This is a genomic window from Rheinheimera mangrovi, from assembly GCF_003990335.1.
GTDB lineage: Bacteria > Pseudomonadota > Gammaproteobacteria > Enterobacterales > Alteromonadaceae > Pararheinheimera > Pararheinheimera mangrovi.
This window is the reverse complement of record NZ_CP034683.1, coordinates 1,876,502-1,892,600: the sequence shown is the minus strand read 5'-3', so window position 1 is coordinate 1,892,600 and position 16,099 is coordinate 1,876,502. Positions and strand designations below refer to the sequence as shown.

Annotated in this window: 14 protein-coding genes; 10 read left to right on the top strand and 4 right to left on the bottom strand. The window is 46.4% G+C overall.

What is annotated here, in order from left to right:
• Positions 1–12 precede the first annotated feature (12 nt).
• From wecA to EK374_RS08550, 7 genes are all read left to right on the top strand, one after another.
• A complete protein-coding gene (gene wecA / locus EK374_RS08580) occupies positions 13–1,080 on the top strand; it encodes a UDP-N-acetylglucosamine--undecaprenyl-phosphate N-acetylglucosaminephosphotransferase (protein WP_206099311.1) in 1,068 nt (355 codons plus the stop codon).
• The gene (locus EK374_RS08575) at positions 1,073–2,389 is read left to right on the top strand and encodes a flippase (protein ID WP_127021991.1); all 1,317 of its coding nucleotides are present in this window, start codon (positions 1,073–1,075) and stop codon (positions 2,387–2,389) included. The genes wecA and EK374_RS08575 overlap by 8 nt, the downstream gene beginning before the upstream one ends.
• Entirely contained in the window at positions 2,386–3,423 is a 1,038-nt protein-coding gene (locus EK374_RS08570) for a nitroreductase family protein (protein WP_127021989.1), read from the top strand. Before EK374_RS08575 ends, EK374_RS08570 begins: the two co-directional genes overlap by 4 nt.
• Positions 3,416–4,594 (top strand): polysaccharide pyruvyl transferase family protein, encoded by a 1,179-nt coding sequence (locus EK374_RS08565; protein WP_127021987.1) that lies wholly within the window; start codon positions 3,416–3,418, stop codon positions 4,592–4,594. Before EK374_RS08570 ends, EK374_RS08565 begins: the two co-directional genes overlap by 8 nt.
• Positions 4,595–4,788: 194 nt before the next feature.
• Positions 4,789–5,154, top strand: coding sequence for a response regulator (locus EK374_RS08560; RefSeq protein WP_127021985.1), 366 nt, complete (start codon positions 4,789–4,791; stop codon positions 5,152–5,154).
• Positions 5,151–5,732 carry a chemotaxis protein CheC gene (locus EK374_RS08555; RefSeq protein WP_127021983.1) on the top strand — a complete coding sequence of 194 codons (582 nt, stop codon included), beginning with the start codon at positions 5,151–5,153 and terminating at the stop codon, positions 5,730–5,732. The genes EK374_RS08560 and EK374_RS08555 overlap by 4 nt, the downstream gene beginning before the upstream one ends.
• A gap of 20 nt (positions 5,733–5,752) precedes the next feature.
• Positions 5,753–7,039: a sensor histidine kinase gene (locus EK374_RS08550; protein WP_127021981.1), complete on the top strand. Its 1,287-nt coding sequence runs from the start codon at positions 5,753–5,755 to the stop codon at positions 7,037–7,039.
• A gap of 14 nt (positions 7,040–7,053) precedes the next feature.
• On the opposite strand, the gene EK374_RS08545 is transcribed toward EK374_RS08550, so the two are convergent.
• From EK374_RS08545 to EK374_RS08535, 3 genes are read right to left on the bottom strand one after another with little or no spacing between them, the layout of a single operon-like run.
• The gene (locus tag EK374_RS08545) at positions 7,054–8,448 is read right to left on the bottom strand and encodes a sensor histidine kinase (protein WP_164731846.1); all 1,395 of its coding nucleotides are present in this window, start codon (positions 8,446–8,448) and stop codon (positions 7,054–7,056) included.
• Positions 8,435–9,610, bottom strand: a complete 1,176-nt coding sequence (locus tag EK374_RS08540) for an FIST signal transduction protein (protein WP_127021977.1) — start codon at positions 9,608–9,610, stop codon at positions 8,435–8,437. Before EK374_RS08540 ends, EK374_RS08545 begins: the two co-directional genes overlap by 14 nt.
• Positions 9,611–9,616: 6 nt before the next feature.
• Positions 9,617–10,951 (bottom strand): HD domain-containing phosphohydrolase, encoded by a 1,335-nt coding sequence (locus tag EK374_RS08535; RefSeq protein WP_127021975.1) that lies wholly within the window; start codon positions 10,949–10,951, stop codon positions 9,617–9,619.
• 105 nt (positions 10,952–11,056) lie between these two features.
• Here EK374_RS08535 and EK374_RS08530 point away from each other — a divergent pair, with 105 nt between their 5' ends.
• Genes EK374_RS08530 through EK374_RS08520 form a run of 3 tightly spaced genes read left to right on the top strand, consistent with a single transcriptional unit; the run spans position 11,057 to position 14,741 of the window.
• Positions 11,057–11,608, top strand: coding sequence for a response regulator (locus EK374_RS08530; protein WP_127021973.1), 552 nt, complete (start codon positions 11,057–11,059; stop codon positions 11,606–11,608).
• Between the two features lie 21 nt (positions 11,609–11,629).
• Positions 11,630–13,630 (top strand): EAL domain-containing protein, encoded by a 2,001-nt coding sequence (locus tag EK374_RS08525; RefSeq protein WP_127021971.1) that lies wholly within the window; start codon positions 11,630–11,632, stop codon positions 13,628–13,630.
• Positions 13,620–14,741, top strand: coding sequence for an HDOD domain-containing protein (locus EK374_RS08520; protein ID WP_127021969.1), 1,122 nt, complete (start codon positions 13,620–13,622; stop codon positions 14,739–14,741). The genes EK374_RS08525 and EK374_RS08520 overlap by 11 nt, the downstream gene beginning before the upstream one ends.
• Here the strand turns inward: EK374_RS08520 and EK374_RS08515 are convergent.
• Positions 14,728–15,543 (bottom strand): undecaprenyl-diphosphate phosphatase, encoded by an 816-nt coding sequence (locus tag EK374_RS08515; protein WP_127021967.1) that lies wholly within the window; start codon positions 15,541–15,543, stop codon positions 14,728–14,730. The two genes, EK374_RS08520 and EK374_RS08515, sit on opposite strands and share 14 nt — an antisense overlap.
• Between the last annotated feature and the right edge of the window lie 556 nt (positions 15,544–16,099).

Below are 16,099 nucleotides of genomic sequence, written 5' to 3'. Positions count from 1 at the left end.
GATGGAAACCACATGACCGAACATTTGCAGCTGTTTATTACCACTTTTGTTCTTACCCTGACTGCCATTTTTATTCTGATCCCCTTGTCTGTCAAAGTGGGATTAGTGGACAAACCTGCTGGCCGCAAACAGCACACAGGATCTGTGCCATTAATAGGTGGTATTTCCATATTTACCGGCGTTGGCCTGACATTGGCCTGGTTTGGTTTACCCGAAGATATTCATTATTACTACCTGCTGTGTGGCGGCACTATTGTCATTCTGGGTGTATTTGATGACTTTATGGACTTAAGTGTCAAATTACGGCTTTGTGTCCAACTGCTGATAGGTTCTGCCATGGTGTACGGCCTGCAACTGCATTTGGGTAATTTAGGTAACTTATTTTCACTGGGCGATGTCACTTTAGGCTACATAGGTATACCTGTGACCCTGATTGCTGTTATTGCCGCCATTAACGCTTTTAATATGATTGATGGCATAGATGGTCTGGCAGGCATGCTCAGTGGTGTCACTTTTGTCTCTGTGACCCTGATGATGGGCATGGGAGGACAGCTGGAACACGCGGTTTTGCCTATGGTGTTGGTGTTTGCACTTATTCCTTATTTGCTGTTTAACCTGGACGTAGTGGGAAAAGGCAAAGGCAAAATTTTTATGGGTGACGCCGGCAGCATGCTAATTGGCTTAACCGTGATTTGGTTGTTAATCATCGGCACCCAAAGCGACACAGCCAGCTTCCGTCCTGTCACCGCATTATGGGTGATTGCAGTACCACTGATGGATATGGTGGCTATTATGCTGCGCCGTATCCGTAAAGGTCAGTCACCCTTTTTAGCAGACCGTGAACATTTACATCATATCTTCCTGCGTCTTGGCTTAAATTCCCGTCAGGCGCTGGTGGTGATCAGTAGCTTTTCCTGCATGCTCGCCACTCTCGGCGTCATTGGTGAGTACCTGATGGTGCCTGATTTAATTATGTTGCTGTTATTCCTAATAGTATTCAGTGTTTATTCATACACTTTGCAGCATATTTGGCGTATCACCCGTGCAATCAAACGTTACAAAGCGAAACGACGTGGTTAAGTTTTTAGTCAAAGTCGCCAAAGCCAAAGCCGTTGCTTTATTAGGTGAACGTATAGTCAAGCTGGCGGCTGGCGCGTTAATTACTATTATTGTCGCGCGGATGCTGGGTCCTGAAGCTACAGGTTATTACTCTATCGTGATGACCTGGAGTGCATTTTTAGCACCGCTAGCCAATTTAGGCTTAAATAATCAGGTACAGAAATCGGTACAACACGCCGTTAATGCACATACAGGCCAGTTGATTTTATTTACTGCAACCTGGATGAGGTTGGTTGTAGGTTTTGTGTTTGCGGCTCTGATGTTTATCGGTTTTAGCTGGTATTTACCCGCTGAATTTGAACCTTATCAGTTGGGCGCCGCAGTGCTTTTTGTGGGTCAGCTATTTAACGCTTTTATTTTATTTGAATACCACCAGAACTATTTAGGCCATTTCCGAACCCTTGCCTACAGTAAGCTGGGATTAGGTGTTTTAGGCCTGATCGCCAAGTTGGCAGCACTTTGGTATGGCCTTGGCATTGGTGCTTTGTTCTGGATAGTAGGTCTGGAATTTGCAGCCGTAGGTGTATTGCAATACCAGATTTATAAAGGCCATAACAAAGAATCTGGCCGCCTGACTCCAGCCTGGTTTAACTGGCAGCAAGGCAAAGAGCTATTACGTCGCTCCAGCTGGTTATGGGTTTCAGGTATTTTATCTGTAGTTTATCTGCGTATCGATTTAATTATGATTGAACGTATGATTGATATAGAAGCCGCCGGGGTTTATACAGCGGTCAGCCGAATTTCAGAGCTGTGGTATGTCATACCAGCGACATTAGCAGTGCGGTATTATCCTGAGTTACTGAAAAGTCATCAGGTGAGTTGGTCTGGTTATTTGTTGCTGCTGCGAAGATACACCAGTTACTTTTTTGCGATGGCACTTGCCATAGCAGTAGTTATATTTATCGTCGCACCGCCTCTGGTACCACTGATCTTTGGTGAAGAATTTAAAGCAGGTATTTCAGTACTGCAAATCCATATCTGGGCCGGTGTGTTTATTTTTATCCGGTATTTGATAGGACAACATTTAATTATTACCGGTCAGGAGCCTTTATCTCTGGCCAGTCATGGCATAGGTGCAGTGCTGAACGTACTGCTGAACTGGTGGCTCATCCCTATTATGGGCATTGATGGTGCAGCCTGGGCGACACTAATTTCTTATGCATACGCTTCATTTTTCTTTTTATTTTTTTCCGGAAGAACCCGTCGTCAGTTATGGCAACTAATCAAGGTTAAAACTTCTGGAGTGGTGGTAGACAAAGAGACGGTATGAAAAAACAACTCCAACAAATCAGGCAAAAGCTCGACAAGGTCTTGTTACCTTATGCAGCCAAAAGCCGTCTGGCGGCAACGCTGTATTACGCATTTTTTAACCCGCATTTTCGCCGTGAGCAACATGCCACAGCGGCGGGCCGGCATCATTATCATCTGCATGAAGAAAGCAGTAGTATAGCGACCGTTATTTTACGCAGGAATATTCACAGGCTGGAAAAAGGTTTAAGCATGGTGCCACGCAAATCCTTGTTTGCGCTGGACTATATTGACGAAACTTTAACTGCATTGCAAAACCTGCTGGCCGATCATCAGGCGTTAGATTTAGTGCTGCTGAAATATTGCCACGATGTGATGGATAGCTACTTTTCTGTCACCCAATGGCCAGAAGGAGCCAGTCAACCTGTCACTTTCGCTGCATTAAAAGCCCAGATCACCCCACGTTTAGCACAAAGCCGCCCTTCTGCACCAGCTCCTTACGAACAAAGACCTCGCGCTGACATCAGCTACGAGCAGTTTTTAATCTTGTGCCAGCAGCGTTGTTCAGTCCGTACTTTTTTACCTCAGAGCGTACCTAAAACCGTTCTGGAACAAGCGGTTGCTGCTGCAGCTCAGGCGCCAAGTGCCTGTAATCGTCAACCGTTTCGTTATATTGCAGCCACAGAAGGCGAGATGCTGAATAAGTTAGCCAACTTGCCTATGGGCACAGTAGGTTATGCCAATGGCATTCCTGCCCTGCTTGCTGTGGTCGGAGATTTAAGTGCTTATCCTTTTGAGCGCGACCGCCACGTGATTTATATCGACGCCAGCTTATCCAATATGCAACTGATGCTGGCTTTGGAAACCATGGGCCTGGCCTCTTGCTCTATCAACTGGCCTGATATCGAAAACTACGAAGCCAAAATTGGCCGCTTACTGAAATTACAACCTTTCGAACGAGTCGTGATGCTGATTGCTGTGGGTTACCCTGATCCGCAGGCGTTGATCCCTCACTCCGAGAAGAAAACCGCTACGGAGTTATTAACTTATGTCTGAATCAAAAGCCTTATTAGTCGAAATCAAAGGCGTGCAGTTCCGCAATAAAGGCGCCTACCTGATGCTGCTGGCCTGTTTGCAGGGCTTAAAAACCTTAAACAACACTGAGCTGGTGTTATCGCCTGGCCCTAACCTGCCCTACCGTGAGCGTGCATTATTAGGCGCATGGCAAAAAGTTTCATTCCGTCGTAAAGCTTTGGATTTAACGCCATGGTTTGGCAAATTACCAGGATCAATGCGTAACCTGATGAAACGCTACGGCATGGTGACAGAGCGTGATGTTGACGTCATTTTAGAAGCCAGCGGTTTTGCTTATGGCGATCAGTGGCCTTTAAAGTTTCTGCAAAATACCGCCCGTGAAGTAAAACGTTTTAAAGAAGCAGGCAAACCTTTTGTCTTTATGCCTCAAGCCTTTGGGCCTTTTACCAGTGACGAAAGCAAAGCCGCTATGCGCGATATCATCCACAGCGCAGCTCTGATTTATGTGCGCGACCCGGTGTCCTTCAGCCATTTACAAAGCTGCGAAGCCAATCTGCCGGATACAGTGAAGTTAACGCCTGACTTTACCGTCGGCTTAAAAGGCCACAGCACCACAGCCCTGCCTGAAATTGAAGGCAAATTTGCGGCTTTAATTCCAAACAGCAAAGTGGTGTCCAAGTTTAATCACGCCAATGCGGAAGCCGAACGCACCAACTATGTCGAAGCTTTTGCTGCTGCAGCCAATCAGCTGGTGGAATTAGGTTACGCTGTAGTGCTGGTGAATCACGAAGGTAAAGAAGATCAGCTGTTGTGTCAGGAAATTTCCCGCTTAGCGCCTTGTGAAATTATTCAGATTGAAGACCCACTGGCCGTTAAAGCCTTTATCGGCCAAAGCTCTGTGGCTATCAGCTCGCGTTTCCACGGTGCTATTAATGCGCTGAGTCAGGGTGTGCCTTGTATCGCCACCAGCTGGAGCCACAAGTATCACGCCATGATGTCTGATTTTGGTATGGCGGATTATTGCCTGGAAAAACTCTCTGCCGTAAGTCTGACGCAAAAAGTCAGTCAGTTACTGGCTGAACAGGAAGAAATCGCGCCTCGTCTGGCAGAAAACGCCGCTAAACTGAAGCAGAAAAACCAAACCATGTGGCAAGGTTTATATAAAACTCTGGATAAATACTTAGGCCGTTAAACTGATAATGGGGTCAGCTCAGATGGTGCACACTTAACCATATGAGCTGATCCGATTTTTGTATCCGCTTCACAATGAATTTCATTTTTATCAAAACACCTACTTAACACTATTTTGCAAACATATTTTTATCATTATTTTCATTTTAAACTTTTTGGTCTAGACTTTTAAAAAGTCAGGCTAAGGAGTTGTATATGCCTATTCCTATCACTATAGCGGACGATTCAGCGCTGTCCCGCAAAACCATTCGACGGGCATTGCCTGTGCAATGGGATGTCAGCATTTGCGAAGCCGCAAACGGTAAAGAAGCGATCACAGCGGTTGAAAATGGCCTGGCTGAAGTGTTGTTTTTGGATTTGCAAATGCCGGAAATGGATGGTTATCAGGTGCTGACCTACTTAAAACAGCATCATGAAAAAGCTGTGGTCATCGTCATTAGTGCAGATATTCAAACACAGGCGCAAGCATTGGTCAGCGCTTTAGGCGCCTTTCGTTTTCTGAAAAAACCGCTGGACCCCCTTTTGCTTGCAAGCACACTTAAAGAGCTTGGGCTGCTATGAGCGGGCAATTTTTGTCTGAAGAACAGCGGGATGCATTACAGGAAGTGCTGAACATCTCAATGGGTCAAGCAGCTGACGTACTGGCTCGACTGATCCAGACACAGGTGCAATTATCTATTCCATCGGTAAAGCAAAGCAGTCGTCAGGACTTTATCGGATGTTTAAAGCAGCCGGTTCAACAGCATTTGGCGCAACAATCCTTTTTGGGTGAGTTGAGTGGCGAAATGATTTCACTGATGACCGACAATGGCAACGAAGCTATAGCCAGACTGATGCACTACGATATACCTCTGCCAGAACAAGATCGGCAAGAGTTGCTACTTGAACTCACCAATATACTGGCCGGAGCTTGCCTGCACGGTTTGATCTCTCAGCTGAATTTTAAAATCCAGTTGGCAGCACCTGTGCTGTTCAACCCCGCCTCACTTTGTAGTGAACAATTAAACTGGCAGCAGGCTTTATTGATGGAGGTTCAGTTTCAAATACCGGAAACCAGTTTCCACGCCCGGATCCTTATTTGCCTGAAACAGGATTCACTGTATCCATTAATGCACCACTTAGATATGCTATTACAATGATCACCCGCGGATCGTAACCTATGATAGATGAACAACTGGCTTCACAACTGATCAGACAGCTGCCGATAGGCGCATGCCTGCTAACACCTGATTACACCATAGTGTTATGGAACGATTTTTTTGCTGAGCGTTTGCAAATGCCCGTAGAACAGACGCTAGGCCGCAACCTATTGGAGCTTTTTCCTGATCAGGCCAGATTTCTTAAACGCAAACTAGATTCGGTATTTATACTGAAAAACACCAGCTTTAGTTACTGGGAACAACGTCCGCATATCTTCCGATTTAAAAGTTCACGACCTGTCACAGGGCAAGAAGAACTGATGTACCAGAATATGGAAATAGTGCCTATTTTCAACGATGAAGGTCAGATCAGCCACTTGTTTCTTGCCATTACAGATGCCACCACCACAGCGTCCTATTCCATTGCACTCAGACAAGCGCACAGGCAATTGGAAGATGAGCACAAGGCGCAGGCCGAACTAATCCGTAAACTGGAAGAAGCACAGAATCAATTGCTGCAGGCAGAAAAAATGGCGTCGATAGGACAGCTGGCTGCCGGGGTGGCTCATGAAATTAATAACCCCATTGGCTTTGTATCGTCAAATCTGGAAACCTTGCAGCATTATTGCCAGACCCTGATACAGGCGCTGGACTTCGCCGGACAGTTGCTGGCCAAACATCCTGCGGCCGAATTAGCCGCAGACTATCAACAGTACAACACCAATCATAATCTCGATTTTTTACTCCGGGATATGCCGGAACTTATCACTGAATCACTGGAGGGCACGGGCAGAGTCATGTCTATCGTCAAAAGTCTGAGGGAGTTTTCTCATGTCGACACTTCACAGTGGAAAGAAACCAACCTGATAGATGGCATGGAAAGCACACTGCGCATTATCAATAACGAACTGAAATACAAAGCCACTATTCACAAAGACTACCAAGAGCAAATGCCGTTGGTGTATTGCCAGTCGATGCAAATCAACCAGGTTTTTATGAATTTACTGCTTAACGCGGTTCAGGCGATGGACCAGCCAGGTGATATTTATATCCGGATAAGCACAGCAGGAGATTTCGCCAGGATCAGCATACGTGATACTGGAACAGGTATAGCACCACAGCATATAACTAAAGTATTTGAGCCATTTTTCACCACAAAACCGGTCGGAGCAGGCACTGGACTGGGGCTGTCATTGTCCTACAGTATTATTCAAAAGCATCAGGGCAAATTGAGTGTCACCAGCCCTGCAGGGCAAGGCGCAGAGTTTGTGATCCAATTGCCCTTGTCAGCAATCCCAGAGGAGTAACAACAAAGCTCCAGCTATCCTGCCAGTGGAAAATACAAGGTGAAGCGACTGAATAATCCTGGCTCACTCAGCACTTCAATACGGCCGCTGTGCTGCAACATAATACTGTGGCACAATGACAAGCCAAGGCCTGTGCCTTTGCCTACGTCCTTGGTAGTAAAAAAGGGTTCAAATAATCTGTTGATGTGCTGAGGTTCAATTCCTGTGCCGTTGTCTTCAATCGCGACCCAGGCCTCATTATCCTGCAGGCCTGAGCTAATTTTCAGTTCGCCGTGATCGTGAGTAATGGCTTGTCTGGCATTCATCATAATGTTCAGAAACACCTGACCAATCTGATTGGATTTTCCCATCACATACAAAGAGCCTGAGTACAGCTGTTTGTTCAGACGCAACGAATGTTTGAGCTCACCACTGATGATTTTAATGGTCGATTCAATACTTTCATTCAGATCTACCAGTTCTATCTGATCCGTATCCGGATGCGAAAAACGCCGCAGGCTCTGCACTATATCCCGGACCCTGATCGCACCTTCAAGCGAGTCAGAAATCAGCATATCGCTGTCTTCAAGCAAAAAAGCCACGTCTTCCTTTTGATACAATAACTCAAGATCTTTTTTAGCTTGTTGTTTCACGGTTTCACTTTGCGTGACATCTTCAAGCAAGCGGTAGTTATTCAGCAATGCCTTAAAAATAGATAAGTAGGTTTGAAACATATGAATATTACTGAGCAAAAACCCTATTGGATTATTCAGCTCATGCGCCACACCGGCAGCTAACTGACCCAATGACGCCATTTTCTCCGACTGAAGCAAGCTTTGTTCTATTCGTTGCTGCCGCTCTTTTAGTGACTGTGATGCTATATAGAGCTTTTTGTTTTCCACACTGGCAATAGTACTGGCGACGAAGCTGATAAATTGTCCCATGATCTTTTCTTCAGAAGGCCCAAAAGCAGCCACAGAGCCAGACCCCAGTATCAATAAAAACTGTTGCTCACGGGTTTGAATGCACTGAAACAAAGCAGAATGGATTTGAGGCCACCACTGACTGACAGACTCACCCCATCCGGGCAATAGCATCAGATTAAACACAGCGACAGAATGCCTGCCACACAAGGCATTCATTAAAGTGCAACTCCCCAACTCGGCCTGATCGGGCCATAGCGGCGCATTTTGCTTAGCCAACATCGTAAAGCGTGTCTCTTCCAGACGTAATAACACTGCACAGTCAAACTGTACGCCCTCGGCCATCACACCAAAAAATTTGCTGAACGTATCTTCCAGCGTATCCGAACTTAAAATGGCATCCAGTCCTTTTTGCAGCAGTTGATTCAACCTGACATGCAACAAGGCACTGTCCCGCTCAAAGGTCAGCTCCAGTACTTTTTCCCGCAATTTTTCAATACTGGGCATCCGCCTCTCCAAATAAAACTGTGGCATACATCAGGTTGCCGTGCCTGTTGGTCTGATCGACGGCATAACCCTGCTCACCAAAAGTGAAAGCAATCAAAAAAGGGGCGCCGCCCAAAGCTTGCTTTACATTGTTATGCACAAATTCCATCTGATCTTTGATGCTGAGCAAACAGGCGCCACAAAAAACAATAATACCGCCGCTAACCCGTTGCGCTGGCAAAACAGAGCGGGTGCACTCACACATAGTGCCAGTCCGGCTCAGCAAACGTGATACTTCACTTGTCATTAAACAGAGTTGTTTCCCCTGCTCTACTTCAGCAAAAAGCTCGATAGAACCATCAGGGTGAAAATTAGTTGGCAAGCTGAGCATATACAAAGGCACATCCAGCTGGCTATGCTCTATGACCGACCCCAGCGGATGTAGGGTGGTCTGCTGCATATAGTTGCTGGTGATTTTTCTGTTCAGCCATCTGCTGTAGACCTCAACCGCAGGCTGATGATCAATTTCCTGTAACAAACGGCCCTGAGATTTGGTTACTATGCCCTTGTGTTCAGTGGGAATATAACCAGAATGAAAAAAGTGACTGATGGCCACCGAAGGGTAAAACACGGCGATCACTACGGCTTGCTGATGAATAGCCCTGCCATCGTATTGCAACCATTGACCCGATACGTCATCGTCGGCGCTGCTGCCACCATAGACCGGAACTTTCTTTCCCAGTACCTGTTCAATTTGCTTTAATACAGCTTCCTCTGTGCCCGGAGGCTGCATACACCACACCAATTCAGGAACCTGAAATGGCCGTCCGGCCCGCTGCAAAGCCGAAGTTAAAGCATCGCGAGTCGCTTTGGCTATATTAACGCCTTCAATCACTGCACTGCCTGAACCATAATGCCCGTCATCATCCCGTATCATAAATAGCGCCAGGCTATCCTGTTGTAAAAAAACACCCTGCTCAGTCATCACCCCCAAACAAGAGCTGCCCCCAAGCCATTGGTCAGCCACACTCGCCAGTGGGACATCTGCCAATTGGGCAATACAGCTGTGATGCCCCATCACCAATCCAAACTGAAAATGCTGCCCTGCCAGTTGCTGCTGCAAATCTTGCCAGATCTCTGCAGCAGTGCTGGCTTTACTATGTGCTGTCTTTATTTCAAACATCTGCCATTACTCCGCAGTTACTTTCACAGAAGAAACCAGCAAGGTCCATTTTTTCTGACGTTTCGCTTCGATCTGCTGCAGCTTGGCAATACTCTGACTGGTAAATACATGACCATGAGGCAGCAATAAAATTCGGTTTTCATTGTACAAAGGACGCTCCAGCATCATACCGGGTTCCAGTTCATTGGTTTCAAGCTGCTGATGAGACGAAGCAATAAGTTCTGCACCGGACAGCTGCTCAGCGGGTAAACTGGACAAAATCTGCAATAACAACGGGTCATACGAGCTGCCCTGTTGCATTTTCAATTGCACTATTGCGTTGCTAAATGCGCTGTCTTGCGGTCCCTCAAGCTTTTCTATCATCAACCAAAAATCTCTGGCCAAAGCAACAATACGTGCCCCCAGAGGTATATCAGTGCCCACCAGGCGATCAGGACTACCAGAGCCGTTGTAACGTTCATACTGGTGGTAAATCGCATCCGACATCAATGCCAGATGGCTGGCAGGTAATAACATCAACTGAGCCATGGCAGGATGAGTGCAATATTGCTGACGCTCGGTGCCATCCAGCACATGATAGGACTTGCTGTAAAGCATCGGATCCATGCCTAATAACCCTAACTGCGACAATAAGCCTGCCATCACTATTTGCTGCTGTTCTTTGGGTTCAAGTTTCAGGTGAGAACATAACAAATGACAGGTTCTGGCCACATGCTGAGCAAAATGTCCGTTTAAATGCGGATTGACACTGATGAAGTTAAAGAGCAAATCCAACAAAGACTTATGTTCAAGCTCCAGTTGTTTTAACACTTTACGTAACTGAGCTGTACGCTTAGATACATGCTGCTCCAGCAGATGATTCATGTCCTTCAGCTTGTGATTTTGTATACTGAGTTTTTGCTGCAACTCTTTATTTTGTTTAATCAGTAGATATTTTTCTGCCGACTCTCTAACCTGCACCACAAGCGCTTCATTACTCCAGGGCTTTTGAATGTAGCGTTGGATTTGCCCCTGATTAATGGCTACTATCGTTGAATCAATATCGGCATATCCTGTGAGTACCAGACGCTGACTATCAGGACAACGCTGTGCTGCGAATTGCAAAAATTCGGCCCCTGTCATACCCGGCATGCGCATATCGCTGATAATGACCGCAAACTCTTGCTTTTCCAGCAGCAGCAGTCCTTGTTCGCCTCCAGTTGCTGTCACTACGTCAAAACCAGTTGCCATCAGCAGGCGCTGCAACGATTTGAGGATACTGATTTCGTCATCCACACAAAGCACAGCAGCACGAATAGGTGTTGTAGCGGTAGTACTAGATGGATCTGCAGTGGTCATCATTGGGCCTCCGACACAACAAATATCTTATTTGCCTCTAATGTCGCATTTGTCTTAAACCTATGCTAAATTCAACCAAACTGCAAGAATGAGGCTAAAAAAATAACGATGAAAACTCTGACGCCTGGGGAAATTGCTCACTATTGTGACGTGCATCAACGCACTGTCAGCCGCTGGATAGCTTCAGGGCAACTCAAAGGATTTAAGTTACCTGGCCGGGGTAACTACAGAGTAGTGCTGGAAGACTTTATTTGCTTTTTGCAGCAGCAAAAAATACCTGTACCCCAGGCTTTAACCAGCACAACAACAGTCTTAGTGGTTGATGACGAAGTTGCTTACAGGCGCGCTATACTTCGTGTGCTGCAATCTGGCGGATTCAACGTCATGATGGCAGCTGATGGATTTCAGGCAGGAGCCCTGCTGCTACAACATAAACCTGCGGTGATGACCCTCGATTTACAGATGCCGGGGCTGGATGGCTTTGAAGTACTGAAATTTATCCGCCAGCATCCGGAAATAAACCAGATAAAAATTCTGGTGATTTCAGGCTTAGGCCAAACAGAACTGGACAAAGCAAAAGCGGCCGGCGCCGATGCGATCTTGAGCAAACCTTTTGACAATGCAGAGTTACTTGACGTCATAACCCGGTTAATCCCCTAACAAGCCCGCCAGGAGCTGAAAATGCACAGTAAAATACTGATCGTGGATGATGAAGCTGCTGTGCAGCGAAGCCTTGAACGTTTGCTTTGCCGTGCGGGTTATCAGGTAATAGTCGCCAGCAGTGGAGCTCAGGCTCTGGAATTGCTGACACAGCATCAGGTGCACATAGTACTGACGGATTTTCGCATGCCCTTGATGTGCGGCAATGAGTTGCTCAGAGCAGTGAAAAAACATTACCCACAGATAGTGGGTCTGATCTTAAGTGGCTACGCCGACTTTAATGCGGTGGTGGAAACACTAAATTCGGGCATTGCCTATAAGTTTTTGCAAAAGCCATGGACAGACCATCTGCTATTGGACGAAATTCAACGCTCCGAACTTGAATACCAACGACGTACTCAACCTGATTTATATACTCAGTTATTGATCAGCAGTCAGGACGCCTTGATAGAGGTGAACACACAAGGCCAGATACTCAGGGTCAATGCCGCCTTGGCCAAATTGTGGCAGCTTGATCCAGCCAACATCAGCAACAGCCCTTTGTCTGCATTTCTGCCTGCTCTGCCCATCGAGCAACTTCAGCAGTTTTTAATGAGTCAGCAAAGCACCCTGGTGTGCCTCGATCATCAGCACCATGAAGTTGAATTAAGCCACAGGTTGACCAGAGCTGAGCACTTGCTGCTGAAACTGGAGCGACTGGAGTCCTTGCCACAATTCAGTTCAGATTTATCCAGTCTGAGTAACCTTTTAAACCATCAACAAGCCTGTCAGGTGCTGGAGCAGCAAATTGCAGCACAATCTGGTCTGATCGCAGTTGCAGTGCTGGACATAGATAATTTCAGTTTGATCAATGACGCTATCGGCTATCACAAAACTGATTTACTGATCAATAAAGTAGCTTTCCTGTTGCAGCAACAGCTCAAAGCCGGTCAGCATCTGGTGTACTTGTCCGGCGATAAATTCGCGCTGATTTTTACCCATTGCCGCGATGAAATGGCGATACAACTGGCGATGAGCGAATGCCTATCCGTGTTTGATAAACCAGTGATGCATGACGAGAGGTTAATGCAGCTGAATTTTAATCTGGGCTATGCCATAGCGCCGGATGACACTGTGATCGCAGAAAAATTGCTGAAGTACGCCAACCTTGCCTGCAGAACCAACAGAAACAATCAGCACCATTTTTATATGCGCTTTGAACAGGCCATTCTTGAAAGTAAAAAACAACAGTTTGAAATTAGTAATGCTTTGTATAACGACATCGAACATAACGGCTTCAGCCTTAACTTCCAGCCTAAAATTAGCCTTGCTGATGGTCGGATCCGGCAAGCCGAAGTTCTGTTGCGCTGGAATCATCCAACCTTAGGCAGTATTTCTCCTGCTTTATTTGTGCCCATCGCTGAACGGGACGGACAGATTATCCGTATAGGTCTTTGGGTGCTGGAGCAATCCTTAATAGCCTTGCGCTCCTTCTATCAGCAAGGTCTGGAGTTAGGCTGGCTCAGTATCAACGTCTCAGGCCGACAATTACAGGATCCGACCTTTAGCAACTCGTTGCAACAACTGCTTAGAAGTTATGGCATAAAGCCAGAACAAATTGAGCTGGAAATAACTGAAACCTATCTGATGGAAGATATTGAATTGAGTAATAAAGTATTGTTACAGCTGCATCAGATAGGTGTGCGTATCTCGATGGATGATTTTGGCACTGGTTATTCGTCACTGGCGTATCTGACCAAACTACCTATTGATGAGGTGAAGCTGGACAGATCCCTGATCACTGAGTTAAGCAGCGATTTACAGAGCCAGGGCATGGTCAGAAATATTATCCGGATGGCCCATGATTTGAACCTGGTGGTCACAGCCGAAGGAATAGAAACGCAAGAACAACAACAGTTGCTCAACGCCATGGACTGCGACCTGATCCAAGGCTATTACTACAGTAAACCCCTGACTGAAAAAGACTTTATCACAATACTCAAACAACAACCCTTTGCAGGAGGACTCAGCAATGCCCACTAAAGACTTTCTGGTGTTGCTGATTGATGATGACGAGCTGATTTTACGGGCTCTGAAACGAACACTGAGTCGTTTGCTGCCACACTGGGCTGTTGAAACTATGCAGGATGCACATCAATTAACCGAACGTTTGTCCAAAGGGCCGGCGCCTGATGTGGTGATGACGGACAGGCTGATGCCGGGCATACAGGGTGAGCAAGTGTTGCAACAAGTTCAGCAACTCTGCCCTCTGGCACTGCGCTGTATACTGACCGCTGACAACTCGGCCGATCTATTGATCCAGGACAGCGCACTGATCCATTTTTTTCTGGCGAAACCTTTTACCGATGAACAACTGTTGCAGGTTTTTTCCTGCGCTGAACGGCTGCAAGCATTGAACTTCTCTCCGGCTGAACGAGCCTATCTGGGTCGCCTTTGTGTATTGCCGGTCCTGCCGCCTCTGTACCAGAAAATAGAAGCGATGCTCAACAAAGCTGAGTTCCAGCTCAAAGATATCGCTGAACTGATCTGCCACGATCCGGTCGTTAGCAGTAGGTTGTTGCAATTAGCCAACTCCGCCTTTTTGGGGTTTTCTCGCCCGACTATCTCTTTGACCGAAGCCATCAGCAGGCTTGGGCTGGATCTGATGAAGTCTATAGTACTGGCTCTGAAAAGCAGTCTGGCTTATCAAAGCCATATCAGTGCAGGCCAACATCAGCGTATTACGGAACAGGCCTTTCATCAGGCTTGTCTGGCGCGTAATCTGTGTAAGCAAGCAGGTCTTGGCAATGACATTCAGGATTCTGCATTTTTAGTCTCCTTGTTTGACTGCCTGGGCTGGATGGCAGAGCATTTGCAGCAGCCCTCTATGGCTGACGAAGACAGCTGTCACTTTTCAATGATTTCAGCTTACTTGCTGACGTTGTGGGGATTTGACCAGAGCATAGTGCAAGCGGTTATTCTGCCCGACGAGCTGGAAGACTGTCAGTCGCTGGCGGGAGTTATACATTGGCTCGCCCACAAAGCGGCTCAATTTAAAACTATTCAGCTAAAAGAAACTGACCAACACATTCTCGAAGCACTGCAGCTCTACCCTGCCTGGACAGAGCTGCAAGCAGGTATTAAGACCAGCTAACCCAACCAAAATACCAGGACGCCAGAATCACCAGGCCAAACGCAATGCGGTACCAGGCAAAAATCTCGTAACTATGGTTAGAAACAAAGCGAACAAAGGTTCTTACTGCAATTAAAGCGCTGACAAAAGCCGCGACAAATCCCACGATAAACATCGGCATTTGTTCGAAACTCAGTACGTCGCGGTGTTTGAAAATGTCGTAAAAAGTGGCGGCAAACATGGTAGGTACAGCCAGGAAAAATGAAAACTCGGCGGCAACTTTACGATCAAAACCAAAAAACAGACCGCCGATAATAGTAGCGCCAGAGCGCGATGTGCCGGGTATCATCGCGATAATCTGAGCACAGCCAACTTTTAACGCATCTTTCCAGCTGATTTCATCTACATCATGGATCTTCACCGCATGAGTGCGGCGCTCTGCATACAAAATCACCAGACCGCCCAACACCAGCATAGTGGCCACTGTAATGGGGTTAAACAGATAAAGTTTGATGTATTTAATAAATAGTAAACCAACAATGGCTGCAGGCAGGAAGGCGACAAACAAATTCAGAACAAAATTCTGTGCTTTTTTATCATGAGTAATGCCGGTCGCTACGCTGATAAACCGCTTCCGGTATTCAAAAACGACGGCCAGAATAGCACCAAGTTGGATCGCGACTTCAAAAACTTTGCCTTCGTTGTAAAAGTTAATTAAATCTCCCACAACAATCAAATGTCCTGTGCTTGAAACCGGCAGGAACTCGGTCAAACCTTCGACTATCCCCAGTATTAAGGCCTTGAGTAAAATTAAAAAATCCATGAGAACACCATAAATCAGGCGGGTAGCCTTGCAATATCAATGAGGTGCCTATTATCTGCATCTCTGTCCTGCTTGTCACCCTTAATCATGAATTCGCTGGTCAGGCAGAGAAAATATTTGCGCTTATGCAGTGTATTGCGGCGTCAAATCTTCTACTATCAAGTTATCATTTTTTTCAAATGGGATTATTCCTTGCTCCTCTCGCGACACTACAAGGCAACCGATAACGGCAGAGCTAGCAGTTTGCTTTATTTTTGTGGTTTAAGCTTTTTCGGCTGCCTGGCAAACTTTCTTGCTCTGGAGTTTCCGCTGGGCACCCCTTTACTATTGGGAAATCTTGCTTTTATTGTCGTCATGCAACGGCTTGGAATACTGTACGCTCTTGCTTGCGCCCTTGTCGTCCTAATGCCTTTGAGTTCACCCGTCTATTGGGCCTGTTCTTTATTGCAGTTAATGGTGTTTCTACCAGCCGTAAATAACAGCAGAAAACGTCGGACGGCCGTCGTGCTTTACTTTTTTGCCTGCGTATTTTTATTACTTTACCTATCAGAGGATA

Excerpts from the sequence above, each read along its gene's own strand:
- wecA (WP_206099311.1), top strand. The coding sequence starts at position 13 with ATGACCGAACATTTGCAGCTGTTTATTACCACTTTTGTTCTTACCCTG.
- EK374_RS08570 (WP_127021989.1), top strand. The coding sequence starts at position 2,386 with ATGAAAAAACAACTCCAACAAATCAGGCAAAAGCTCGACAAGGTCTTG.
- EK374_RS08565 (WP_127021987.1), top strand. The coding sequence starts at position 3,416 with ATGTCTGAATCAAAAGCCTTATTAGTCGAAATCAAAGGCGTGCAGTTC.
- EK374_RS08560 (WP_127021985.1), top strand. The coding sequence starts at position 4,789 with ATGCCTATTCCTATCACTATAGCGGACGATTCAGCGCTGTCCCGCAAA.
- EK374_RS08555 (WP_127021983.1), top strand. The coding sequence starts at position 5,151 with ATGAGCGGGCAATTTTTGTCTGAAGAACAGCGGGATGCATTACAGGAA.
- EK374_RS08550 (WP_127021981.1), top strand. The coding sequence starts at position 5,753 with ATGATAGATGAACAACTGGCTTCACAACTGATCAGACAGCTGCCGATA.
- EK374_RS08545 (WP_164731846.1), bottom strand. The coding sequence starts at position 8,448 with ATGCCCAGTATTGAAAAATTGCGGGAAAAAGTACTGGAGCTGACCTTT.
- EK374_RS08540 (WP_127021977.1), bottom strand. The coding sequence starts at position 9,610 with ATGTTTGAAATAAAGACAGCACATAGTAAAGCCAGCACTGCTGCAGAG.
- EK374_RS08535 (WP_127021975.1), bottom strand. The coding sequence starts at position 10,951 with ATGATGACCACTGCAGATCCATCTAGTACTACCGCTACAACACCTATT.
- EK374_RS08530 (WP_127021973.1), top strand. The coding sequence starts at position 11,057 with ATGAAAACTCTGACGCCTGGGGAAATTGCTCACTATTGTGACGTGCAT.
- EK374_RS08525 (WP_127021971.1), top strand. The coding sequence starts at position 11,630 with ATGCACAGTAAAATACTGATCGTGGATGATGAAGCTGCTGTGCAGCGA.
- EK374_RS08520 (WP_127021969.1), top strand. The coding sequence starts at position 13,620 with ATGCCCACTAAAGACTTTCTGGTGTTGCTGATTGATGATGACGAGCTG.
- EK374_RS08515 (WP_127021967.1), bottom strand. The coding sequence starts at position 15,543 with ATGGATTTTTTAATTTTACTCAAGGCCTTAATACTGGGGATAGTCGAA.